Genomic DNA, 24,604 nt, shown 5'->3' with positions numbered 1-24,604 from the left:
GTAGGTAAGGCACCTAATCAGAGCAAATTGTAGTGATAGACCTCGTTACTCAGATCTCAACTTATGTCCCGCATACAAACATCTGGGGGTACTTATGGGGGTATGCTAAAAGATCGAATAAAATAAAGTGATTAAAAATCAATGACTTTGTGTTGGTTGTTTTGTTCCTATTATCGCACCATTAGAATCAAATAGTTACCTCACATTTATATAAACTACATTCTTCTCTTGTGCCGTATTTGTGACATTGAGTCCAATAATTGCGTCAATTTTGCTCGCATGTTCGGTCAGGTGACCTGCAGATAAATGCGCATATCTTTGAACCATTTCCAGAGTCTCCCACCCGCCCATTTCCTTCAGGGCCAGAAGTGAAACGCCGGACTGTACCAACCAACTTGCCCAGGTATGTCTCAGGTCATGGAAGCGGAAATTGCTAATGCCTGCCCGCTTTAGTGCTCCCTTCCATGCCTTATTGCTGTCTGTGCGCATTTTCCTCACAGCTGCCGTATTCGACCCATCACTCCTGTAGCCCGGGGTCGTGTGAACGAACACCCACCTATTATGCAATCCCTGCTGCTTCCTCAGTATTCCGCATGCCGTTTCATTCAACGGAACGCCGATCGCATTACCTGCTTTCGTTTCGTCCGGGTGCATCTATGCCATGCGCTTATCAAGGTCCACCTGAGACCATTCCAGATCTGTCACATTTGATCTGCACAGTCCTGTGGTAATGGCAAACTTAACGACAGGGAAGAAATGGGGCGCTATCTCTGCAAACAGACGCTTCGATTCTTCTTCCGTCAGCCAACGGATACGACCGTTCTTGATACGCGGCGTTGATATCTTCGGAGCCTTATCAAGCCACTGCCATTCAACAGCCAGATTGAGGATCGCCCGCAGTATTGCCAGGTGTCTGGTTCTCGTTCCTTTCGTCGCCAGTTTTGGCATATACTCCGGTACTGGTTTGGAAAGTCTTAAACACCTGTCCCGGCTCATCTCCCTGTTCAGGCGATGGCGGCGGTTTTCCATTCCGTCTACCGCCTCCATTATTTTCTGCGTGGTTATATCGGAGAGGATCGTCTCCCCGAAGAACTGCAGCCAGAACGTGATGATGCTCTTATCATCATCGATGCTCTTCTTATCCTCCTTCTCCCTTAGCCAGCGAATGCAAGCCTCTTTGAAAAGTTTCTTTGGAGCCTCACCGAACATACTTATAAAACAGAATGTTATCTTTGACTTATCATGCAGGCTAACGCTTCTTTAGCTATTAGTCATTTAAAATCAATTAATTACTTAGCATGGTGTTGTTGGATCATTTCATTTTGAAAGTGCATTGTCGTATCACTGTGATGCATTTTAAAGCGATAGATGCCAGGAAAAGAAAAATGATCCGCTACTTCAGATGGCGAAAATAATCCTGCATATAAAGCGGCGTTAAGATGCTATGGATCACCCCGTGGGATTGATTAAATCTTGAAGATGTCAGGTTAGTTGCAGCGTGCAGACGCATGTCTACTATTTCTGGGTAAGATCAACTGACTCCGGTAACAATAACATCATAGCCATCTTTTTTGGTCAACGGATGAACGTTCTTTGATGTCCCTTCTGATCAGGCAATCATATCTAAAAATGCACAAAGATGAGTATCTAACTTCCCGGTATTCGATATAAACGGCATGGACAGTACCTTGGCTATGTCTGGAAATCAATCATAGGGTGTATTTTACATTGCACATAGCACCAGAGTTAAAAAAAAGAACTAATGAAGGTTTGTTTAATTAAAATATATATATTTGTTAAAAAATAACAAGCAAACAACAAATCTGCAAACTCTCATTTGTTATAAGATTTATAAAAATGAGACGTATCATGCCTGGGATAAGGGTAAGAAACGCGTATATATTTATTTTGAGGTATAAATTAATTAAATTAATTCGTTAAAAAAACAATGCATACATGATTCTATTCTTTCTTTCCATAAACAAACCTTAACCTCTTTGCTGTTGTTATAATATATCATATATATATTATTTTAGTTAATTATCAGTCGCTTACATATTTATTTTTTTTGGTTTGAATCACTTACATCGATCGTTATAAATCATTTAATAGTTACCGCCTATCGATGCAGCTACTTACGATCGGTAATAACAGTTATCTTTTTATAAGAATTATGTATAGGTTCTCCTCCAGAAGAAATTTATTAAATAGGGCTTTAAGATGATATGACGACATTTTTGCGATGATTTTTGATAGATATGCAGGAGAAAGCTTATGATAACTGCAATATATGAATTTGATTTTTCTGTTATAACTGCATCTTTTTCTGGAGCGTTGTGCTTCATAATCAATGCGCGATGTTTTAACAAAAAAAAGAAACGTGTAGCTTTCTTCATCTCATTCTCAATGGGATTTATTGGAGCTGATGTATCATTAGACATTATCAACAGCCTGGTGCCTGCCATTAATACAGAAGAACGAACGTTAGGGGCATTTGTTTGTAGTGCATTAATCATCACAGTATTTTTAAGAATGAAATCATTAGTCGATGGAGCACTCACTAAAAATAAAAGGATAAAATGGTTTTGTTATGTCAACGTCAGAGTACGGATTAATAAAAATTATAAACCGCACTTAAATGGATGTTGATATGTCAGGGTTGAAAGTAGCAATTACGAGAGTAGGAACTGTCAATCCTGGCACAGGAAGCGTGGAACATGCACGGAAAAACATTAATTAAAAACGTCATCCTTTTTATATAAAGCAAAGAATCAATGCACAAAGCTATTCCCTGACGGGATGATGGCAGAGCGGAATTTCATCGTTGATCATTCCACCCTACACCGGTGGGGTATCCGCATGGTGACGCTTCTGGATAGAGTGTTCCGCCGATATAAACATCGTCTCGGGGGACTGGACGCAACGTATATCAAAGTTAAGGGCCAGTGGAAATACCGGTGCCGGGCCGTTGACTCCGACGGGCAGACCATTATTTCCTGCTCACGCGAATCGAGATACAGCTGCAGCCCTGCATTTCTTTCGCAAGGCTATCCGTGATAGTAGTAGCCATCGTTAAAATCTCTACAAACATTGCTGCCCTTGCAGAACTAAATACTGGCAGCAAGAAAGATAACTGTATTGAATTCAGGCAGAATAACTATCTGATCAATTTCATGGAGCAGGACCACCGCGACACTGAACGCCTGATAAAAGTAATGACGGGTTCAACAGACTATCTCGTGTGGTATGGAAATTATCCACATGCTACGGAAAGGTCAGCTTCATCACTCAGTAGGAGAGGGATTATCACGGCAGGAAAGTTTTATCTGTTGACTGCCTAAAAAATAGACAGTGCAACTTCAGCTGATCCGCTGCCGTTAATACGATAGAGCCAAAGCTAATGGAGGTACGGAGAAAAAATCATATTAAATACGTTACTCACGAAGGTTTTAAATTAAACATTCATTAATTGTTCAATGCTATAAGGAATAATATTATGACATTCCGTTCACCAACTATTATCTCCAGGGATAAACAATCAAATGTTACCCCATTCCATGGGCATGTATTCTCACCGGCATCTCGGGCATATTTTGCCTGGCAAGCCGGGCAGCTCGATACAGGCCAGCTTAACCAGCGTGAGGCGGGTAAATTTTTCCCTGCCTTACATTCGGGCCTTCGTGATCCTATAGCACCTCAGGATCAGTCTAACGCATTACCGCCGCCTGATGGCAAAATTGGCAGTGCTAACCAGGGAAATGGTGAATTTCTGGACGCACCGGGTACTCACTGGCAAAAACATGATGTGCTATCATCAGACGTCTTAACGATTTCTTGGTTTTATTCTGCCAAGCATCTGACTCGGCGCTGGAACTATTTTATTACGCGCCCGAACTGGGATGCAAATCTGCCTCTTAGCCGCGCCCAGTTTGAAGACAAGCCTTTTTATCAGGTTGAATTAACTGAACAGCCTTTCTGGAGTCATGGCACAGCATTAACTCCGCCACAACCCACGGTGCATGATGTTATTTTACCGGAACGCAGCGGCTACCATGTCATTCTGGCCGTCTGGGAAGTGGCCGACACCGGCAATGCTTTCTACCAGGTTATTGATCTAAACTTTGTGGGTGAAAATGAAGACGACGGTAATCAGAGCATCCTAACTCCTCCAACGAATTTGCACAGTATGGGTGTCACTGAAAATAGCGTAAGCCTGATGTGGGGACCTTCATCGACAACATCAAGTACGCTGGCTGCCTATCTGATCTACCGTAATAGCGTCGAGATATCCCGTGTTCCAGCTTCACTGCTTTCGTTCCTAGATACCGGGCTGCAGTACGGTACTACCTATAATTACCATGTTATCGCGGAGGATATACACGGACGGCGTTCAGCGGCGAGTAATACCCTGAGTGCCACTACCCTGGCAGGTTCGGACCCAGGCCCTGGTCCGGGCGAGGGGGATTACCCGGAGTGGAAACTTAATGCAACCTATCCAGCAGGAACCCGGATAAGCTATCGCGGTCGGAACTGGATTTGCCTGCAAACTCACACCGCCTATGTTTATGACTGGTCACCTGGCGGTGCCGACTCCGAGACACTATGGCGCGCAATATAATTATACGAATGCCTCAATAATAATAAAAGCAAGATGGCCGGTTATCCCGGTCATCTTTAATGAAAATAAAATCCTCTCTCCTGACACTAACGCCACGAGGTTATTAGTTCAATAAAAAATGTAGTGGCACACTAAATTTGGCCACCTGAACAGAGGTGATATCATCGCCTCATAGTAAAAACAGGTGACATTATGACGGACGTAACAGACGTAATTTTAGCCCAGAGTTTCGCCTCGAAGCCGCCCAACTTGTACTCGATCAGCAACAATCTGTTGCCGCCGCTGCCACGGCAATGAATGTCGGCAAATCCACGATGGATAAGTGGGTCCGTCAGTTGAAAGAAGAACGAGCGGGAGAATCACCCATGACACCTGAGCAGATTGAAATGCGTGAGCTGAAGAAAAGACTTCAACACATTGAAATAGAAAGAGATATATTAGAAAAGGCTACCGCGATCTTGATGTCAGACTCCCTGAACAGTTCTCATTCGTTGAGCAACTCAGGGTACGGTTTCCCGTAGCGCTGTTTTGCCCGGTGAAAAGCCTCGTGCACGGTGCTGTCGCAACTCAGGCGGAACTGCTGGCGTGAGCTTTTCCCCGCACGCCGCTGATCCCACGCATACCAGCCGCTGCGGGCCACCCGGAGGACCCGACACATGGCTTTGATGCTGAACTCAGCCTGATGTTTTTCAATAAAGACATACTTCATTTCAGGCGCTTCGCAAAGTATGTCGCGGCCTTTTGGAGGATAGCCAGCTCCTCAGCTTGTTCCGCCAACTGGCGCTTGAGACGGGCATTTTCAGCGGCGAGTTAATTTTCTCGGTCAGAGGATAAGAGCTGTTGCTGCTGTTTACTGCGCCAGTTATAAAGCTGCGATTCTCGCGGGCTGCCGCGGCGATACCGTGCGCTCAGCCAGTTTAAGGACTTCCTGACGGAATTAAGGCGAGTGTTGCTTGCGGATCTTTTTGATGGTTGATGCTGGTTTTGCCATGTGAGTCACCTCTGGTTGAGAGTTTACTCACTTAGTCGCGTGTCCACTATTGCTGGATAAGATCAAGTGGCCCAGAGATTTTTACTAATTTTAATTCTCATCCCTTTGCGGGGAGAAGACCCCCAAAACATGTTACAGGCTCGCTTCTCTCAAGTGCATCCGGGCGCTACCAATGGCTTGATTGTTAGGAGACTGAATCATCGTTTTAAAAATTTTCTGACTATGAATATTGCTGCAGGAAGCGTAATGATGGCGGGTAATGGTGGCTCTTATGATGGTAAAATGCAGTTTTAACCTGAAACCCATTTTTCAGGCGCACTTATCCTGCGGTCTATGTTAGAAGCCATCGTTTTCTTTCGATCCCGTGCAGTCTTTCTACCATTAATTCTGGGATGTGTCTGCCAGCCTCTACGCCACTGAAACGCAGCCGGTTGCCGCACAGGATGCATTTGTACGGATCCGTGCGCAGAAATTCCTTCATCAGCGCGGCGAAGTCCGGTTGCTCCGGTTTTTTCCGTGCTTCCATCTGCAGGGCTTCATACACCTTCGGTAGCAGCTCGCCCCGTTTCCGGCTGGACAAAAACCGTGGTAGCGCACCATTTAAAAGTGCTTCGCCGGGATATGGCTGATATAGCGCCCGATCATCTCTTCCTGCGACAGCGTCTGCTGCTGGTACTGCTGCGTAGGGCGGTCGTAATAGTGATGCACCACGGTACCACCGCTGTAGTGCCTGAACTTCGCAGCTGACACCGGCGGTCGCTTCAGATACCGGCCGAGGCATTTTACGCTTCGCCAGACACCCCGGGCCTTCTTCGCAAAGTGGACCTTCCAGCGGCGACCGTACTACGAATGCAGGTAACGCTGTCACTGTTTTCTGTCGCGGATATGCCTCAGTACCGGCAGGATGCCGGTACTAATCAGGTCATAACTGTGCCGCAGCAGGCCCGCGCCAGATTCCCTCCACGGCGAGCTTCTTAAAGAAGAGATCGCGGCTGACGCCATACTTAATATCGATCCCGCCGTAGGTGACGGAGAGATGAATGTGCGGATGCTGGTTGAGCAGAGGCCAGTGATGTTAAAAAAAGGCCACAGCAGATGGGGCATGGTAAAGATGATGTGCTGCCAGTCGCAGTCGGTGAGGATATGGCTCTGCTGCGATACCCACCGCTCCGTGGCTTTGAAGTCGCAGGAGGTGCAGGCCTTTGACTTACAGCTCTGGCAGAAAAAACGGGAGTGGGTGCAGCAGTAGCGGCGGACGCCTATGCTGGCGGTACCGCAGGTGAGCATGCGCTCAACGCAGAGGCGGGACTAGGGACTAACGCTGTCGCCATACGAATAAAGGTACCTGTTCCAGCCGTCATCGACGGTGAAGAGCAATTTTGCGGGGCGCGGTATATACATGCCGTAGAGTATAAAACGGGTCTCAGGCCATGCAAACCATCGGAGCCACGAAGCGGTGACGCTTGTCCTCTAAGGGGCATTACTGTTCTGTATTTTCAATCTATCCAAAGGTATTTTAAAAATTTGATTAGACTTTAATTAAAATTATCAGATTTCGTGTGATGGGCTGAGGATTTTAATGTATTTAAGGCTGATTCAAAAACAGCAATTAGCTGACCCATACTATGTTCTGGTTGTCCGTAGCCCACTCCGGGAAATGATGCCCAGATGTTTGAACACCGGCTAATTGCTTCCTGTATTCTTAATTCTTTTATGTCAGTAAGCGCACGACGCTCCCTGATTAACTGTAAGGCCCATAGATCCTGTGACCGGGGGCCAAAGTCATTTAGCTTGAGTTTTTCCTTATAATAATTCCAGTGTACTTCAAGGAATTGGTAGCGTCCGGATGCACTTGAGAAAAGCGAGCCTGTAACATGTTTTGGGGGTCTTCTCCCCGCAAAGGGATGAGAGCTAAAATTAGTAAAAATCTCTGGGCCACTGACTCCGGTAACAATAACATCATAGCCATCCATTTTGGTCAACGGATGAACGTTCTTTGATGTCCCTTCTGACCAGGCAATCATATCTAAAAATGCACAAAGATGAGTATCTAACTTCCCGGTATTCGATATAAACGGCATGGACAGTACCTTGGCTATGTCTGGAAATCAATCATAGGGTGTATTTTACATTGCACATAGCACCAGAGTTAAAAAAAAGAACTAATGAAGGCTTGTTTAATTAAAATATACGTTTGTTAAAAAATAACAAGCAAACAACAAATCTGCAAACTCTCATTTGTTATAAGATTTATAAAAATGAGACGTATCATGCCTGGGATAAGGTCAAGAAGCGCGTATATATTTATTTTGAGGTATAAATTAATTAAATTAATTCGTTAAAAAAATAATGCATACATGATTCTATTCTTTCTTTCCATAAACAAACCTTAACCTCTTTGTTGTTGTTATAATATATCATATATATATTATTTTAGTTAATTATCAGTCGCTTACATATTTATTTTTTTTGGTTTGAATCACTTACATCGATCGTTATAAATAATTTAATAGTTACCACCTATCAATGTAGCTACTTACGATCGGTAATAACAGTTATCTTTTTATAAGAATTATGTATAGGTTCTCCTCCAGAAGAAATTTATTAAATAGGGCTTTAAGATGATATGACGACATTTTTGCGATGATTTTTGATAGATATGCAGGAGAAAGCTTATGATAACTGCAATATGTGAATTTGATTTTTCTGTTATAACTGCATCTTTTTCTGGAGCGTTGTGCTTCATAATCAATGCGCGATGTTTTAACAAAAAACAGAAACGTGTAGCTTTCTTCATTTCATTCTCAATGGGATTTATTGGAGCTGATGTATCATTAGACATTATCAACAGCCTGGTGCCTGCCATTAATACAGAAGAACGAGCGTTAGGGGCATTTGTTTGTAGTGCATTAATCATCACAGTATTTATAAGAATTAAGTCATTAGTCGATGGGACATTCACTAAAAAATGATTGCTTTGGTTACTATGATTTTTGTCAACGCCAGGGTATTAAATAACGTTAATCATACGTTTCACTTAAATGGAGGTAGCTATGTCTGGGGCAAGAGTAGCGATCACGGGAATGGGGACCGTTATTGCCGGCGCAAGAAGCGTGGATCACGCTTGGAAAAGGATTATTGAAAAACGACATAACTTTAGCTATGTGTATTTGAATTCAGAAATTAATGCGCGATACTTTTCCTTTCTTGAGGAAAAAGATAATCGCTATGCATTATTACCCCGTTCACTAATACATGTTCTGCCAGAACATGGAAAATTAGCTCTTGAAAGCTGTAGGCAGGCTATAGTCCAGGCTTTTGGTAAGGAAAACTGCCCGGTTGATTATTACGATGCATTTGATTGTGGCGTTATCCTTGGCAGCGGCTGGGGGGAATTTGATAGCATCCGTCAATTTAGGCTGTGTCCCTTAATCGTTTGAGCTATAGTAACTGTCTGTTTCCACAACATATTGAACTATGGCTCGCTACGACCTTCCTGATGAAGCATGGATTATCATCCAGCCTTTATTGCCTGCTGAACCCGTATCTCCACGGGCCGGACGCCCATGGGCTGAGCATCGTAAAATTATCAACGGTATGTTCTGGGTGTTGTGTTCCGGGGCTCCGTGGCGTGATTTACCTGAACGATATGGACCATGGAAAACGGTTTATAACCGCTTTAACCGGTGGTCAAAATCAGGTGTTATTAACATTATTTTCAACAGGTTGCTTTCGCTACTTGATGCCAGCAATCTTGTTGACTGGTCTGCTACGGCGCTGGATGGCAGCAATATCCGGGCGTTGAAATGTGCTGCCGGGGCTCAAAAAAACATCCCGATATCGCCGGAGATAATGGGCTGGGTCGCTCTCGCGGTGGTTTTGGCACCAAAATCCATCTGGCGACAGACGGAAACGGTCTTCCGTTAAACATAGTGCTGAGTCCCGGACAGGCTCACGAAAGCCAGTTCGCGCAACGTCTTCTCGACGGTATTGGTGTTCAGCGCCAGAACGGCAGCATGAAACGCCGTGGCCATGCGGTACTGGCCGACAAAGCGTACTCCGGGCATGCGTTACGCAACGAACTGAAAAGCAAAGGTATAAAAGCAGTCATTCCCCGAAAATCAAATGAGAAAATGGCATTGGATGGGCGTTCACAGCTCGATCGTAATGCGTACCGCAATCGCAACGTTGTTGAGCGATGTTTTGGTCGCCTGAAAGAATACCGTCGCATAGCGACGCGTTACGACAAAACGGCGAGAAATTATCTGGCGATGGTGAAGCTGGGCTGCATCCGGCTCTTTTATCAACGACTATATAATTAAGGGACACAGCCTAGTCTTCAGTACCACAATTCAGGTTTAACCAATCCCATAATTAATCTCATCAGCATGCCAGGCTCTATGACTGCGGCATGTGCAATGATGTACGGCTTACGCGGTTTTCAAAACACAATCTCTGCTGCATGTGCCACCGGCAACATGGCAATCGGTGAAGCCTATGAACTAATTCGTTCCGGTCGAGCGAAATGCGTGGTTGCGGGTGGCTCAGAGTCATTGAAAAGCGAGTTGAGCATTTGGGGCATCGACATAATGAAAGCATTGTCAAAAGAAAAGGATAATCCTGACCGTGCTTGTTGCCCCTTCAGCAGAGATCGCTCTGGTTTTGTTCTGGCCGAAGGTGCTGCTGTCGTATGTCTGGAAGAATATGAGTCAGCCGTCGCACGGGGCGCAAAAATCCTTGCGGAGATTAGAGGATATGCAAGTTTATCTGATGGCGAGAATATGACCCGTCCTGCAGAAGATGTTTCATGTCGCGCAAGAACCATCAGCCAGGCACTGAGTCAGGCAGGCATCACTCCCGCAGAAGTGGATTATATTAATGCTCACGGTACCTCCACGCAGCTGAATGATTTGTACGAAACCCGTGCTTTAAAGCAGGTTTTTGGCAAAAACGCTTACCTTATTCCGGTATCCAGCACAAAATCGTATACAGGTCATCTTATTGGCGCAGCAGGAAGTTTTGAAACCATTGTGTGCGTAAAAGCGATTAATGATGAAATATTACCAGCAACTATTAATCTCAATAATCCTGATCCGGAATGTGATTTAAATTATTTACCGGACAATCATCTTACAGGCCATAATATCAATACAACAGTTAACGTCAGTTCCGGTTTCGGCGGACATAATGCGGCTCTTGTTATCACCCGAGGAAGTGACTGATGATTTTGTTTTCGCGTCAGGATGTTGCTCACTGGTCTTATTTTTCGGGGGATAATAATAAGTTACATTCCTCTTCGCCTCCTGAAAAATGCATCGTGCAGGGTATGTTAGTTTTTGTTCATATGCTTAACTGGATTGAACTCAGGCCTTCAACTAAAAACAGTGCATTCAAAATTGAGAGTTTTTTCCGCAAGCCGATTTTTACCGATGATGATTATCGCCTCGCGCTACTGGAAAAAAATAAAATAACTCTTAATTCTAATGCAAATCGTAACGTAATGACAACTACATGGTACAGAACAGAAAAATGGCTTAAAGGGGAAAAACAAATTTATAGTGATCAAGTCAGCATTGATAATGGGTCAATAAAAAAGTTCAGAAATGATTTTCATAAAATATTCACTAAAACAACAACAAAACTCAGTTTTTACTGCGCGTTATGCTTTAGTATGGCATTAGGGTCCAGAACCTTTTTGACATATAAAAATATAGTTTATGAGAATACAGATAAGTACTTTGGCAACAATATGGTTATCCATGTATCCCAATCGGCAGAATGGGACCATACGTTTCCTGATAAAAACATAGTTGAGCAAATAAATTTATTAGATCTTCTGATTATTAAAATCCATGATCATGATATCTCATCTACAGTAACTGTCCGCTCTGTGACTTATCACTTAAGCATAAATGGCAACATAGTGTTAAAAATGAAAAGTATGTTCTTAATTAAAGGTAATAAAACCAGTTAGGAGTAATGATGGAATCAAGAGATGATATTTTCGATAGTCTGAAGCAACGAATCATGATAATGAAGGATCATAATGAAAGCGAAGTGCTGATGGAAAGCACCTTCGAGTCATTAAAATTTGACAGTCTGGACTACATTGAATTGCAGGTCTATATTCAGGAAAGTTATGCAATTAAAATTCCTGACCAGTTATTGTATCAACGCACTATTGCAAGTATTGAGGATGCTGTGAATTATATTTTGAACTAAATATATTTATTATAACCTAACAGTAAAAGAGGAAAAAATGCTGACATTAACAGATGGCCATTTACATGCACTTTATAAAGATGCTGAAGGTTTTTCCTGGTTCGGCTCATTAATCTATATGAAAGCTGGCGCTGAGCATATCCCGATGACGATCGGTAACGAACGAATCATGCTGGAATTTGTCATTCCTGAGCACTTAACCAATAACAACTACGAGCCGAAATATCTTATCACCGGACTTAACGAGCATTACCTTTTACGCCGTAGTTATCGCGAACTTAGAATTTATCGTGTTAACGAATATGGCGTAATGGATTTTGTCATAGATGATGATTCTCTTCTAACTAACCCGGAAATGGCTCCTGGTTTTATCTCGCTAATACAAAATGCGGTTTGTTATTATGTGTCGATTTCGCCAGAAACACGTCAGTTTATTTTCCAGGCGCGAGGCGTGTTCAGTATGTTAATGATGTCACTACTTACTAATATTGATCCAGAACTGAAAAGCAGGTTCATTATTAAAATTATTGATGAACTTAGCCCGCCGTTTTTTGGTTTCGAGATTGAGATGAATAAGTAATTCTATTTTATAATAGGGGGGTTAGTTATGACATTCAGAAATGTTCATGTTTCACAATTCAGTCTTGAGGCTGTCTCAACACGTTTTTATGCAAACGGCAGACAACAGTGCCACATTCGGGTAAAAATTTTAAAACAAGGCATCAATGTTTCTACAGGAATGTTGAATACAGTTCCGCTCACCCAGCAAGAGCGTAAAACTGTTACCACAGCACTTTTCTCTTCATCGCTGAATTATGAAGATTTACCTATGCCACCAGGATGGGAAATCAATAAAAAACGTAATGAATACGAAATGGGTATAATCAATCAGCGAAGAGAGCAAAACCTAACAAAATGGTTTAGACCTAAGGATATTCTAAACGAAGAAGAGTGCACTAACAAACCATGTCTGCCTGTCAGTAATGAGCAGAAGATACAAGCGGAGATGGAAAATATCCTGACTGAGACCGTAATAAAGCAAGGGAATAATGTTCCTGAAATAATAAATGTCTACATCATTGCTTCGACTACTGGTATCCAGAGGATTATGGCGAAGGCAACACTCGATGTGTCTGATGGAAATCAAATTAGCCCTGTCACTTTCACAACTAATATGAATGTTGGTGTCAATGTCTTTAATAGTACAGTAAATCTTGAAGCAATTACTCCCTTTTCAATTCAGCCAAACATGCTGTCTTATTCCAGCCAGACAATCCAGAACATCGAGGAACAAATCAGTAAATGGGTTAAATATCATCAAAATATCACTTTATTTCGCTGGGTGTTACCCTATAACCTTAAAATAATGGAAATGAGTGATGGTCATCTTGGTGTGTTCTACAGGTTAGGCAGCACGCATGAGAATAATCTTTTTATGACTCGCGGTTATTTTCTTCGACCTGGGAATTATTCTCTTCATGCACGTCAAGTGAGAGATCCCAAAGGATGCATCTGGCAATATAAATATTTTATAAATATTAATAGTAACGAGATAGCTGTGTCTTTATTACATTTCAAAGGATGCGCATGGCCGTCAGGTTATTACACTGGACAACGTCGACTCTCATTCGTCGACAACTTTGGAAATCATCAATCTTTTTTATTCACGCCAGAAGATAACGGAAGGAAAATTTCTGTGAACAGAAGTAACTAGCAGCTACTAATTTAAAACTCATCAAACTATTATTTTCTGGTTTTCACTTCATTCTTGATGGTGGAATAAATAATAGCATGTGGACTTTGATGGGTTGTTTAACTTATTTGCTTTAGGAGTATGTACAATGAGCGACCAAACAATTTATTCCAATGCGTTTAACTTTTCATCTTTTCTATCTTCCGGCGTTGACCCACGCACCGGACAATACACGGCAAAAATTAATATAACGGAGCTTAAACCCTTTAATATTAACGACAGTAGTCTCAACATTGCAGTACGCTTCTCACCGTTTAACAAAATTAACTTTGGTTTTGGGCGAGGATGGGAAGTAACTACCTCGAAACTGGATATACGCAAACGAGTATTAACCACTGCTGAAGGTGAGCAATATCGATGTGAAGCGTTGATTCCTGGCAGAGAAATCCGATTTATTGATAAAAAAATTGTTAATTTGCGTGCCACAATGGTTAATGCCACCACGGTCCGATTGCACTATAAAAGTGGTATTACTGAAACACTTCAACGTTTAAACTTCACGAGCGATATGGCTGTTTTGACGTCTGTTACCTTTGCCAACGGTGAAACATTCGATCTGGCCTACAGTATGTTTATCCAAGGGCATCCCTGCCTGACGGAAATCCATCATCGTCAGACAAAAAATCTCATGCTCCGGTTGAATTATTTTTCCGGAAACTGCCATCAGATCAAGTATCCTGATGACAATGGCGACCTGTCCCAGATCAATATTCAATACCGTAATAATCAACTGATGCAGTTAAGCCTGCCGGTAGGGAAAAATACTAAAAGTGATGCGGCATATACATTTAACTATATTACATTGCAAGATAACTATCTTGGTATTAAGGAGTGTCGAACGCCTACAGGCTCCAGAGAAATTATTCAGTATAATGCCACCGGTATACGGGTCACGATGGCAACCTACCTTCCTTGCGTGGTGTCCACCACGACCCATCCAGGGAATGGTCAGCCAGCAATGACCAGAACGTGGCAGTACAGTCAGAATACAAATTTTACGGGTTTTTCATCCGGGCGGACGCATATCGATCCGGAGCAGGATAATCTCTACCTTGTTACCGGAAATTATACCTACAGCTCAACGGAAAATCATTTTCTGGGAAAACAGGACGCCATTCGTATTACCCGGGATTACAACCGTTTCCACCTCATTACGCGGGAAGAAACTGTGCAGGACGGCAAGCGTCATACCCTGAGATATGTCTATAATGAGCTCTCAGGCGTAAACTATTATCAGCAGCCGATGAACCTGCCGCTGGTCAGTGAAGAAACCGAAATTTTTACTAACATCGGCGAAGATCATTTTCGTGTGAAGTCAACGACTCAGCAGACAGATGAGTGGGGTAACGTGTTACGAGTCGTCTACCCTGACGGCACACAGCAGGAAAATGTTTTTTTTGGCAGTGCAGGCGAATCCGGACTTTGTCCTGCTGATCCGCTGGGCTTTAGTAGGTTTATCCGTTCAACAACGTTACTGCCAGCGTCTGGCGATACACCATCAAAAAACGACATACTACTCCTGGCAATCACTGTCTTCTTTCTCTGATTCACTGAACATTAACTATATTTGTCCTGCCACCAAAGAAACCGATGGCACACGGCTTCATAGCTACAGTTACGTCAATTCCCCTGCGCAGCGCCTTCACTCCTTGCTGAGTAAGGTTGAGACGACCATGAATGATCTCACGACCGTCGCCACATTTACATATCAGGCAACCGGTAATGCGCTACGCACGACGGAAAGCACCATCGGTCATGACGGTGCCCACAGCAGCAAATCAGCGACATACTCTGTCTTTACCCGCCATCTGCTTGAACAAATCGACGAAAACGGAACGCTGACCTGCATCAGATATACCCCGGACGGCAAAATAGCGGAAAAAAGTACCAGAACCGGCCCGAACAACATTGAAACGCGATGTTTCAATTATACTTACCCAGACCCGGCGTCGACAAATCTCTGGCCGGTAATGACAGAAACTAATACAGCTGGTTTGCGCCGGGAGTATCAGTACGATGGCACAGGAAGACTGTGTCGGATTATGCAGCAGGACGATGATGCGCCACTGAATGCCGAAGAATATACAGGTACGTTGCGAGAAGTGAAAAATCTTGCCTATAACTCTCTGGGTCAGTTAATCCGCGAAACCTCTCTGGACTGGTTGTGGGATCTGAATGCCAGCATCACTGAGCGTCTCTCAACACCGGTTCGTAAGAGCAAGGAATACGAATATGACGGATGGGGAGAAGTAGCGATAACGCGCCATAATGACGGACGGGTGGAAATAGACAGCCATGATCCGGTTGATAACTCCTACCTACAAGGATTGCAAGGGCTTTCTATGGTATTAACCCAAAATAATGCCTTCGACGAGCCGGAATTTGTTGCCCTGATGGACACGGATAACGGGATTCATGCCAGAACCAGCATGAGCTACGACGGATTTGGCCGCCAGGTCTCCGAAATCGACAACAACGGTGCAACCACCTGTTTTAAATGGGATGTTTTTGACCGTCTCGTCCACAAAACACTGCCAGATGGTACAGTGGTCAAGAAAACGTACGCGCCTTTCACGACGGAAAAATGCATTTCTACACTTACCGTGCAGGGTGTCGCGTTTGCCAGCGCGCAATATGATGGCCTGGAGCGTGTGTCACAGGATCAATGCGGTGAACGTACCCAACGATATCAATATCGCAACGGAGAACGGTTGCCAAACGCCATCATCCCCCCGGCTAACCAACCCCATATGCGTCGCTACGCTTTTCATCTGGATAACACAATTACCAGCATGACGGCCCCGGGCATTAATCAAGTTTTTAATTATAATGATAAGTCCGGCAAGATGACACAGGCGCACGAAGGAAATCTGAACCAGCAGATGGACTATTTCCCGTCAGGGTTGCTTCAGGAGGAGCGCATGGTGGTCAATAATGTTGACATGTCTGCCACAACGTATCGACATTCCATGTCAGGTCTGCTTCAGTTTAAACGTGACAGTAAGGGCATAGAGCATCGTTATTATTATGATGACGTGGGTCGGTTGAAGCGTTCCACTCACGCCACGCAAGAAATAATGTATGAATATGACAACTTTAGTCGCATCAGTACCATTGAAACCCGAGACGGTACAGCTACCTTCACCACGACCATTAGATATGATTCATTCAGTCGGGAAGTTATGCGTACCTATCAGGCCGGAAATCATGTCTCCACGCTTAAACTTGCCTACACGCCTGAAGGTAAAATCTGCGAGCGTGAACTGCGCGATACCAGTCTGCTGCTGCTGGAGAAATACAGTTACGACCAAAACGATCGACTCTGCCACTATCAGTGCTCAGGTAAAAATGCACCGCGCGATCATCAGGGCCGGGTATTGTCTGCTCAACACTATCAATACGATTGCTGGGGGAATATCACGCGCCTGGAAAATACCCATGATGGTGTTACGAGTGCAGTAACATATGAGTTCAACCCGAATGATCCTACCCAGTTGAGCAGCATCGTCGAAAATGGTCAACGCGTTACCCTGCAATACGATGTCAACGGCAATCTAACGAGTGATGAGAAGGGTCAGAAACTTGTCTATGATGCAAAAAAACCGTTTAGTGGAAGTGAAAAATGCAAATAATCAATGCATTTGCCGCTATCACTATGATGCATTTGATAAGTTGGTTGCCCAGGAGATCCCGGGTAATAACACTAACCGCTATTTTTATTCCGGGCAGTCACTCAGTAATGCAGATCTTGACGGTAAAGAGTTAACATGGATGGACAACGGTAGCGCGTTACGACTGGGGCATATTGAAACTGAAAGCAATCGGGAAACCAGCTACCATTATGGATTGATGGTTGATGGTACACCCTGCCTGAACAATTCTGTAGACAGTTCCATACCTCTATCTTATACCCCTTTCGGATTTCGAAGTCTGTTGTCGACGATCCCAGGCTTGGGCGGGGCTCAAATTGACCCGATTACCGGCTGGTATTTTCTTGGGAATGGCTATCGCGTGTTTAACCCAGTGTTGATGCGTTTTCACAGTCCGGACAGTTGGAGTCCTTTTGGCGGTGGGGGTATTAATCCCTATATCTATGCCTTGAGCGACCCGATCAACAAAAACGATCCCAGCGGGCATTTGAGTGAAATGGCGATTGCGGGCATTGTGTTGGGCACCGTTGGTATACTGATGTCGATTTTCACGCTTGGAGCTGCCCTTCCTGCGGTCGCAGCCAAGTTTGCAGTACTGAAAGCCATCGCAGCGACCTCTGTATTGGGCAAAGTATCTGCAGGTCTCGGCGTGGTATCGAATACCTTGTCGGTGGCATCAGCGGCAACCAGTGAATCTAACCCGAAAGCTTCCAGTGCACTTAATATAGCAAGCCTGGCCACTGGTTTATTTGGGTTAGCCGTGGGAAGTGCAGGGGCCGGATACACGATCAAATTAAATATAGGAAAAACTGCAGCGGAGCGAACGGGAGGGACATTTGGAATTGGACGAAATGTCTTATCTATAGGCGGTGTGAGCTCAAGGTTCGATACCGCTATTACGGCATTTGAGATATCCTCCGTTTTAGCATATACGGGCACTACTATCGCTGCAGAGTTTGTAGATGAGGACACTGCTGAAAAACTGAATAAAGCGGCTCTGGCGTTTAACGTCATAGGTTTAGCTGCTGGGCTTTTTGGTTCAGGAAAGAATTTACGTAAAGCAGCAAAACACCATACTGACTCCCTTAATATCACTGTAGAGGACCCAATCATGAGCAGACAAAATTTTGAGTTAGGTAGTTTTAGACCTTTAGATTAATCTATATATTATACAGCACTCGCATTGCAGAGGGTGCTGTATCTCTAGATTAGTGAATCGCCACGGGTTTAACAATCACCTCAGAGTCATTTAAGATGACTTTGAGGTGTCCATGAACGGTAAGCGTTATCCCGGATTGCTGACAACATGTGCTCACTGGCTGGGGTAGCCTGAAAGTGTAAGTCGCGCAACATCGCAGACAGGAAGTGCTTCACCCGCCCATATTGTTCCACCATCTCATCCTGAAAATGAGTATTCTGCGGGCGCGCCAGCTCATTTACCTTGCCGACGGATTCAGCCAGTTTGTCCTTTGGTATGCGGCGAAAAATAGCCTGACGTAAGTCTGCTTCATCGGTGTTCACATCAAGTAATAGCGTGCATGCCCGTGCCAGTAATAGTGCGGCCCGATCAAGATCTTTCAGAGTCCTGAGCCGCTTTTTCGTAAGCGTCGTCTGAGTACCGTCTGGTCCCGAATTCAGGATCCTGTAATTTAAGCACCCACTTATTTTGCAGGTGGACACCTCATGCGCGCCAAAGAACGACTTCCCCGTGACAGCAACGAAGAAAAATGGCAAAAAGATTGGCGGACCAGCTATAGTCGTGTATTTAAAGTCAGCCTGGTTAAACAGGCACTACAACCCGACGCTGTTGTTGCCCGGATCGCCAGAGAACATGGAATCAATGATAACCTGCTGTTCAGATGGAAAAACCAGTACGAAAACGGGTTACTGGAAGATGATGATATACAGGAATGCCTGCCTGTCCCGGTTGCACTGACTGCTACACCTGACCCAGTGACAAATCCCTTCTGGCGAAATAAGCCAGACGAGAGCTCTGTTGACGAACCACCTGGGTGTACTCCACGATGTGAACTGCACTTAAAATCAGGCGTTGTAAAACTCTTTGCCCCGATGACACCAGAACTTCTTCGGGCGCTAATCCGCGAAATGAAAGGTGATGTCCGATGATAACGCTGCCGACTGGCACCAGAATCTGGATCATAGCGGGTGTTACAGATATGCGTTGTGGCTTCAACGGCCTGGCCTCGAAGGTGCAGAATACGCTAAAGGACGATCCGTTCTCCGGGCATATATTCGTGTTCCGGGGGCGCAGCGGTAAAATGGTAAAAATCTGGTGGGCCGATCGCGATGGGTTGTGTCTCTTCGCCAAACGCCTGGAGCGGGGCCGCTTCGTGTGGCCGGTAACCCGTGAAGGGAAAGTGCACCTGACACCCGCCCAGTTGTCCATGCTACTTGAGGGTATCGCGTGGCAACATCCAAAACGGACGGAACGGCCTGGTATACGGATATAACCAATGCACTTCCCGATGACATCGAGCAACTGAAGGCCCTGCTGGTCGCCCAGCAGGCGGTTATCCAGCGTCTGTCCGGTGAAATAACCAGCTATGCCCGCGAGATCGACTCACTCAGAGCACTGGTCGCTAAACTACAGAGGATGCTGTTTGGCCGCAGCAGCGAGGAAACCGCGAGAAGATAGAAAAGCATCTCTGAGCAGTTAGATATCATCAACACCGCCTTCAGGCTGATCAAAACGGTTCGTCCGAAGCTTGCCTGCAGCCGGTGCGACTGTATCGTGCAGGCTCCGCTGCCGCCGAAACCCATCGGGCGCAGCTACGCCAGCCCGGACTTGCTGGCCCGCATCATCATGGCGAAGTTCGCCGAACACTTGCCACTGTACCGGCAGGCTGAAATCTACGCCCGGCAGGGTGTGGAGCTGAACCGCAATACGATGGGGCGCTGGGTTGATGTCATGGGGGAGCAGCTTCTCCCGCTGTATGATGAACTGAACCACTATGTGCTGATGCCGGGTAAAGTGCATGCAGAGGATACGCCGGTGAATGTACTAGGCTGTGTCCCTTAATCGTTTGAGCTATAGTAACTGTCTGTTTCCACAACATATTGAACTATGGCTCGCTACGACCTTCCTGATGAAGCATGGATTATCATCCAGCCTTTATTGCCTGCTGAACCCGTATCTCCACGGGCCGGACGCCCATGGGCTGAGCATCGTAAAATTATCAACGGTATGTTCTGGGTGTTGTGTTCCGGGGCTCCGTGGCGTGATTTACCTGAACGATATGGACCATGGAAAACGGTTTATAACCGCTTTAACCGGTGGTCAAAATCAGGTGTTATTAACATTATTTTCAACAGGTTGCTTTCGCTACTTGATGCCAGCAATCTTGTTGACTGGTCTGCTACGGCGCTGGATGGCAGCAATATCCGGGCGTTGAAATGTGCTGCCGGGGCTCAAAAAAACATCCCGATATCGCCGGAGATAATGGGCTGGGTCGCTCTCGCGGTGGTTTTGGCACCAAAATCCATCTGGCGACAGACGGAAACGGTCTTCCGTTAAACATAGTGCTGAGTCCCGGACAGGCTCACGAAAGCCAGTTCGCGCAACGTCTTCTCGACGGTATTGGTGTTCAGCGCCAGAACGGCAGCATGAAACGCCGTGGCCATGCGGTACTGGCCGACAAAGCGTACTCCGGGCATGCGTTACGCAACGAACTGAAAAGCAAAGGTATAAAAGCAGTCATTCCCCGAAAATCAAATGAGAAAATGGCATTGGATGGGCGTTCACAGCTCGATCGTAATGCGTACCGCAATCGCAACGTTGTTGAGCGATGTTTTGGTCGCCTGAAAGAATACCGTCGCATAGCGACGCGTTACGACAAAACGGCGAGAAATTATCTGGCGATGGTGAAGCTGGGCTGCATCCGGCTCTTTTATCAACGACTATATAATTAAGGGACACAGCCTAGAGACCGGTCAGCTGTGGGTCTATGTTCGTGACGATCACAACGCCGGCTCATCCATGCCGGCAGCGGTGTGGTTCTCCTACTCACCCGACCGCAAAGGTATCCACCCGCAGCGGCCTGCATGGTGCATGCCCGACGCAAGATCCACAATGTACATGTTCGCCATCCAACGACAGTAACAACAGAAGCGCTCAGCCATATCGGGGCGCTGTAGGCTATCGAGTCAGAGATCCGCGGCAGTCCGGCAGAAGAGCGACTGGCGGTCAGAAAATCCAGAACGGTACCGCGGATGCAGTCGTTGTATGACTGGCTCCCGAGGCAGATGAACACGCTGTCGCGGCACTCAGACACAGCGAAAGCGTTCACGTATATGCTGAAACAATGGGATGTGCTGAACGAATACTGTCGCAATGGCTGGGTGGAGATCGACAATAACCGGTGTGAAAACCCGCTCCGTGTGGTTGCGTTGGGATGCCGTAACTACATGTTCTTCGGCTCTGATAGTGGTGTTGAAAGTGCAGCAATGATGTACAGCCTGATAGGCAGTTGCAAACTCAACGGCATCGAGCCGGAAACCTGGCTACGTCATGTCATCAGTGCTATCAATACCTGGCCAGCCAACCGCGTGAAAGAGCTGTTACCCTGGAACGTCACCCTCTCTGTAAACTAATTTTTATCCCACCTTCTTCACGGGGCGCTTACTGTCAACCTGCAAAATAAGTGGGTGCTTAAGTTACAGGATCCTGAATTCGGGACCAGACGGTACTCAGACGCTTGCAACTACCCACAATTATATTAAGGTAATCATTAAGATAGTCGTTGTGAATTACTTTCAGGGATGGTTGAATGGTTAATCAGGAACAGACTTCGCTTTCATGGCTTGATGAGGAAATTAATTTTTCTGTCTTTAGCGATCGCCGCCATGCCAGTCGTTTTAAAAGTCTCATGCAAAAACTCTGGCGGGGAATGGGCAACAGCCTTCCATTTGCCTGCCAGGATAATGCAGCGACAAAAGCGGCTTACCGGTTCCTTTCCAGCGACAGGATTGATGAACAGCTCCTGCTACAGGGGCATTCCGAGGCCACCAGTCAAAGGATACATGCGCTGCAAGATGAGAATATTCTGCTGCTTCAGGATACCACGACATTTGGCTATCATCGGGATAACCCTGACGCAGTAGGATTTGCTGGCAATCACACTGCTGGTCTAATCAAGACGGGGAATGATGCAGGTATCAATTGTGGGATCCTGATGCATTTGAGCCTGGCAGTAACTACATCAGGACTCCCACTGGGTCTGACTGCGGTGAAATTCTGGACGCGAAAAAAATTCAAAGGTACCAACGCACTCAAAAGGAAAATTAATCCGACCCGCGTTCCTATTGAGGAGAAAGAAAGCTATCGCTGGTTGGAGAATTTACGGCAGTCAACGAAGTTACTGCAATGCCCGGAACGATGCATTCATATTGGTGATCGTGAGAGTGATATTTACGAGCTGTATTGCCTGGCATCGGAGTTAAATACACATTTTCTTGTCAGAACGTGTGTTAATCGCCTGGCTGAAAATACCACCATGGAGGAAGAAATGAAAAGCGTGTCCTCTGACCATCAGGGATATCATAAGATCTTTCTTCGGCATGACCAGGAAGGGAGTATCGTTCCGGTGAACTCACATTTTCAAAAATTTTTAGTCAGATAACATCGGCGGCATCCTGAATCACCTGAGGTTTTGCCATGCCGTTATCTTTCTGGTCCGCCGACGACAAAAAGCATCATATCCGCGCCTGGCGCGACAGCGGGCTCACTTCCCGCCAGTACGCCCTGCACCACAACATCAATCCCGGCTACTTCAAAAACTGGCCCTCCATGTTCCCCGATATCAACAATCAACCGGACTCCGCTGTCATCCCCGTCCGGGTGACTCCGGAGCCTTCCGCCATTAACGCTGCCGTCACCCTCCATCTCCCCGGCGGCTGTCGTATCGACTGCCTGCCCGCGCAACTCCCTGACGTGCTCCGGGCGGTGAAACATGCTGAAGCCTGAACGCCTCTTCCTTGATGGTTAGGAAAATGAATCATCGTTTTAAAAAATTTCCTGACCATGAACAGCAGTGTCTGCAATGCAGTAATGATGTGCCATCGGGAATGTTATGGCCATAAAATGGCTCTTTCGGCGCGTTTTTAACCTGAAAGCCGTTTTTCAGATGCACTTATCCCGCAGTCTGTTCCTGAAGCCATCGTTTCCGGTCGATTTTATGCTGCCTTTCTGCCACTAACTCCGTGGCGTGCCTCCCGGCCTGAGCGCTGACAAAGCGCAGCCGGGTCCCGCACAGAAGGCATTTGTACGGATCCGTGCGCAGAAATTCTTTCATCAGCGCGGCGAAGCCGGGCTGTTCCGGTTTTTTCCGCGCTTCCATCCCCAGGGCTGCATACACCTTCGGCAGCAAGGTGCCCCGTTTACGGTTAGACAGGAAGCCGTAGTAACGCACCATCTTAAAATGCTTCTCCGGGATATGACTGATATAGCGTCCGATCATCTCCTCCTGGGTCAGCGTCTGCTGCCGGTACTGCTGCGTACGATGGTCGTAATAGTGGTGCACCACCGCGCCGGCGCTGTAGTGCCTGAGCTTCGCCGCCGATACCGGCGGGCGCTTCAGGTAGCGCCCGAGGTATTTGACGCTTCGCCATGCGCCTTTTGTTTTCTTCGCAAAGTGAACCTTCCATCGGCGTCCGTACTGCGCCTGCAGATACCGCTGCCACTGAGTTTTATCGCGGATATGGCCCAGCCCCGGCAGGCTGCCGGGATTAATCAGGTCATAACTGTGGCGCAGCAGCCGGATGACGGCTCCGCGCCAGATTTCCTCCACGGCATGCTTCTTAAAGAAGAGGTCGCGCCATACGCCGTGTTTAATATCAAGCCCGCCGCGGGTAACGGAGAGGTGGATGTGCGGATGCTGGTTAAGTTGTCTGCCGTACGTATGCAGGGCGCAGAAGATACCGACCTCCACGCCCTGTTTGCGGGTCCACCGGAGTATGGCCCGGGTGGCTGCCCGGAACAGTGCATTGAGAAGGGGCCAGTTGCTGTTGAAGAAGGGCCACAGCAGGTGGGGCATGGTGAAGGTGATGTGCTGCCAGTCACAGTCGGGCAGAATATGCTGTTGCTCTGTAATCCACTGTTCCGTGGCTTTATGTCCACACGAGCTGCAGCCTTTTGATTTACAGGTCTGGCAGAAGAAGCGGGAATGTGTACAGTCCGGGGAGGCGCAGCAGTATCGCTTCACCCCCATGGCAGCAGTGCCGCAGGCGAGCATGCGCTCGACACAGAGAACGGTCCACGGGCTGAGGGTGTCACCGTGTTTATCCATATACCTGTTCCAGCCGTCATCAGTGGTGAACAGCAGCTTTGCGGGGCGCGGGATATACATGCGGCG

Annotated in this window: 19 protein-coding genes and 9 pseudogenes; 21 read left to right on the top strand and 7 right to left on the bottom strand. The window is 46.1% G+C overall.

The genetic code is table 11. From position 1 onward, the window contains the following. Positions 1-195: 195 nt before the first annotated feature. A pseudogene (locus NL510_RS18490) lies at positions 196-1,203 on the bottom strand (site-specific integrase); the annotation flags it as partial. 334 nt (positions 1,204-1,537) lie between these two features. Further along, positions 1,538-1,678: pseudogene (locus NL510_RS22810) on the bottom strand (hypothetical protein); the annotation flags it as partial. 596 nt (positions 1,679-2,274) lie between these two features. Here NL510_RS22810 and NL510_RS18485 point away from each other — a divergent pair. From NL510_RS18485 to NL510_RS18470, 3 genes and pseudogenes are all read left to right on the top strand, one after another. Beyond that, on the top strand, positions 2,275-2,649 hold the full coding sequence (locus tag NL510_RS18485) for a putative holin (protein ID WP_253379114.1): 375 nt from the start codon (positions 2,275-2,277) through the stop codon (positions 2,647-2,649). A gap of 847 nt (positions 2,650-3,496) precedes the next feature. Then, the gene (locus tag NL510_RS18475) at positions 3,497-4,618 is read left to right on the top strand and encodes a lytic polysaccharide monooxygenase (RefSeq protein WP_253379112.1); all 1,122 of its coding nucleotides are present in this window, start codon (positions 3,497-3,499) and stop codon (positions 4,616-4,618) included. Between the two features lie 155 nt (positions 4,619-4,773). Then, a pseudogene (locus tag NL510_RS18470) lies at positions 4,774-5,156 on the top strand (transposase); the annotation flags it as partial. Here NL510_RS18470 and NL510_RS18465 read toward each other — a convergent pair. Beyond that, positions 5,127-5,609: pseudogene (locus NL510_RS18465) on the bottom strand (IS3 family transposase); the annotation flags it as partial. The pseudogenes NL510_RS18470 and NL510_RS18465 overlap by 30 nt on opposite strands. 66 nt (positions 5,610-5,675) lie before the next feature. Between NL510_RS18465 and NL510_RS18460 the strand changes: the two are divergent. After that, positions 5,676-5,903 (top strand): hypothetical protein, encoded by a 228-nt coding sequence (locus NL510_RS18460; RefSeq protein WP_253379108.1) that lies wholly within the window; start codon positions 5,676-5,678, stop codon positions 5,901-5,903. A gap of 37 nt (positions 5,904-5,940) precedes the next feature. On the opposite strand, the pseudogene NL510_RS23095 reads toward NL510_RS18460, so the two are convergent. Next, a pseudogene (locus NL510_RS23095) lies at positions 5,941-7,010 on the bottom strand (IS91 family transposase). Between the two features lie 134 nt (positions 7,011-7,144). After that, the gene (locus NL510_RS18445; protein ID WP_253379103.1) at positions 7,145-7,690 is read right to left on the bottom strand and encodes a glycoside hydrolase family 24 protein; all 546 of its coding nucleotides are present in this window, start codon (positions 7,688-7,690) and stop codon (positions 7,145-7,147) included. A gap of 594 nt (positions 7,691-8,284) precedes the next feature. Between NL510_RS18445 and NL510_RS18440 the strand changes: the two genes are divergently transcribed. The 10 genes from NL510_RS18440 to NL510_RS18390 all read left to right on the top strand — a co-directional run bounded on the left by NL510_RS18440 (position 8,285) and on the right by NL510_RS18390 (position 18,393). Next, complete coding sequence (locus NL510_RS18440) at positions 8,285-8,581, top strand: putative holin (protein ID WP_253379102.1); 297 nt, start codon at positions 8,285-8,287, stop codon at positions 8,579-8,581. Between the two features lie 81 nt (positions 8,582-8,662). Next, complete coding sequence (locus tag NL510_RS18435) at positions 8,663-9,049, top strand: beta-ketoacyl-[acyl-carrier-protein] synthase family protein (RefSeq protein WP_253379101.1); 387 nt, start codon at positions 8,663-8,665, stop codon at positions 9,047-9,049. Between the two features lie 37 nt (positions 9,050-9,086). Further along, positions 9,087-9,931 (top strand): IS5 family transposase gene (locus NL510_RS18430; RefSeq protein WP_253376809.1). Its coding sequence is split into 2 segments (ribosomal slippage): positions 9,087-9,432 and positions 9,432-9,931, totalling 846 coding nucleotides; the frame shifts between segments, so codons are not numbered across the junction. Positions 9,932-9,979: 48 nt separating this feature from the next. Then, positions 9,980-10,831: a beta-ketoacyl-[acyl-carrier-protein] synthase family protein gene (locus NL510_RS18425; protein ID WP_366518970.1), complete on the top strand. Its 852-nt coding sequence runs from the start codon at positions 9,980-9,982 to the stop codon at positions 10,829-10,831. Next, positions 10,831-11,583, top strand: coding sequence for a hypothetical protein (locus tag NL510_RS18420; RefSeq protein ID WP_253379097.1), 753 nt, complete (start codon positions 10,831-10,833; stop codon positions 11,581-11,583). The genes NL510_RS18425 and NL510_RS18420 overlap by 1 nt, the downstream gene beginning before the upstream one ends. Positions 11,584-11,588: 5 nt before the next feature. Next, entirely contained in the window at positions 11,589-11,831 is a 243-nt protein-coding gene (locus tag NL510_RS18415; protein WP_253379096.1) for a phosphopantetheine-binding protein, read from the top strand. A 37-nt stretch (positions 11,832-11,868) separates the two neighbouring features. After that, positions 11,869-12,411: a hypothetical protein gene (locus tag NL510_RS18410; RefSeq protein ID WP_253379095.1), complete on the top strand. Its 543-nt coding sequence runs from the start codon at positions 11,869-11,871 to the stop codon at positions 12,409-12,411. A gap of 27 nt (positions 12,412-12,438) precedes the next feature. Continuing rightward, entirely contained in the window at positions 12,439-13,545 is a 1,107-nt protein-coding gene (locus NL510_RS18405) for a hypothetical protein (RefSeq protein WP_253379094.1), read from the top strand. 1,436 nt (positions 13,546-14,981) lie between these two features. Further along, positions 14,982-17,216 carry a hypothetical protein gene (locus NL510_RS22930; protein WP_436298526.1) on the top strand — a complete coding sequence of 745 codons (2,235 nt, stop codon included), beginning with the start codon at positions 14,982-14,984 and terminating at the stop codon, positions 17,214-17,216. After that, a complete protein-coding gene (locus tag NL510_RS18390; protein ID WP_253379092.1) occupies positions 17,173-18,393 on the top strand; it encodes an RHS repeat-associated core domain-containing protein in 1,221 nt (406 codons plus the stop codon). Before NL510_RS22930 ends, NL510_RS18390 begins: the two co-directional genes overlap by 44 nt. 134 nt (positions 18,394-18,527) lie before the next feature. Here the strand turns inward: NL510_RS18390 and NL510_RS18385 are convergent. Continuing rightward, positions 18,528-18,833: pseudogene (locus tag NL510_RS18385) on the bottom strand (Tn3 family transposase); the annotation flags it as partial. 135 nt (positions 18,834-18,968) lie between these two features. Between NL510_RS18385 and NL510_RS18380 the strand changes: the two are divergent. The 7 genes and pseudogenes from NL510_RS18380 to tnpA all read left to right on the top strand — a co-directional run. Further along, positions 18,969-19,361: pseudogene (locus NL510_RS18380) on the top strand (transposase); the annotation flags it as partial. Further along, complete coding sequence (tnpB, locus tag NL510_RS18375; RefSeq protein ID WP_253379091.1) at positions 19,358-19,705, top strand: IS66 family insertion sequence element accessory protein TnpB; 348 nt, start codon at positions 19,358-19,360, stop codon at positions 19,703-19,705. The pseudogene NL510_RS18380 and the gene tnpB, both read left to right, overlap by 4 nt. After that, positions 19,702-20,256 (top strand): annotated as a pseudogene (locus tag NL510_RS18370) (transposase domain-containing protein); the annotation flags it as partial. The gene tnpB and the pseudogene NL510_RS18370, both read left to right, overlap by 4 nt. A 63-nt stretch (positions 20,257-20,319) precedes the next feature. Continuing rightward, a protein-coding gene (locus NL510_RS18365) for an IS5 family transposase (RefSeq protein WP_253376809.1) occupies positions 20,320-21,164 on the top strand; the annotation gives its coding sequence in 2 pieces (ribosomal slippage) (positions 20,320-20,665 and positions 20,665-21,164; 846 coding nt in all). Positions 21,165-21,177: 13 nt separating this feature from the next. Beyond that, positions 21,178-21,845: pseudogene (locus tag NL510_RS18360) on the top strand (IS66 family transposase); the annotation flags it as partial. 176 nt (positions 21,846-22,021) lie between these two features. After that, on the top strand, positions 22,022-22,873 hold the full coding sequence (locus NL510_RS18355; RefSeq protein WP_253379090.1) for an IS4/Tn5 family transposase DNA-binding protein: 852 nt from the start codon (positions 22,022-22,024) through the stop codon (positions 22,871-22,873). Between the two features lie 35 nt (positions 22,874-22,908). Continuing rightward, a complete protein-coding gene (tnpA, locus tag NL510_RS18350) occupies positions 22,909-23,217 on the top strand; it encodes an IS66 family insertion sequence element accessory protein TnpA (protein ID WP_253379067.1) in 309 nt (102 codons plus the stop codon). A 166-nt stretch (positions 23,218-23,383) separates the two neighbouring features. Here tnpA and NL510_RS18345 read toward each other — a convergent pair whose 3' ends face one another. After that, the gene (locus NL510_RS18345) at positions 23,384-24,598 is read right to left on the bottom strand and encodes an IS91 family transposase (protein WP_301308567.1); all 1,215 of its coding nucleotides are present in this window, start codon (positions 24,596-24,598) and stop codon (positions 23,384-23,386) included. Positions 24,599-24,604: the final 6 nt, after the last annotated feature.

Origin of the sequence: unidentified bacterial endosymbiont, from assembly GCF_918797525.1 — a bacterium.
GTDB lineage: Bacteria > Pseudomonadota > Gammaproteobacteria > Enterobacterales > Enterobacteriaceae > Enterobacter.
The sequence above is the reverse complement of the archived record's forward strand: the minus strand, read 5'-3'. Positions and strand labels throughout refer to the sequence as shown.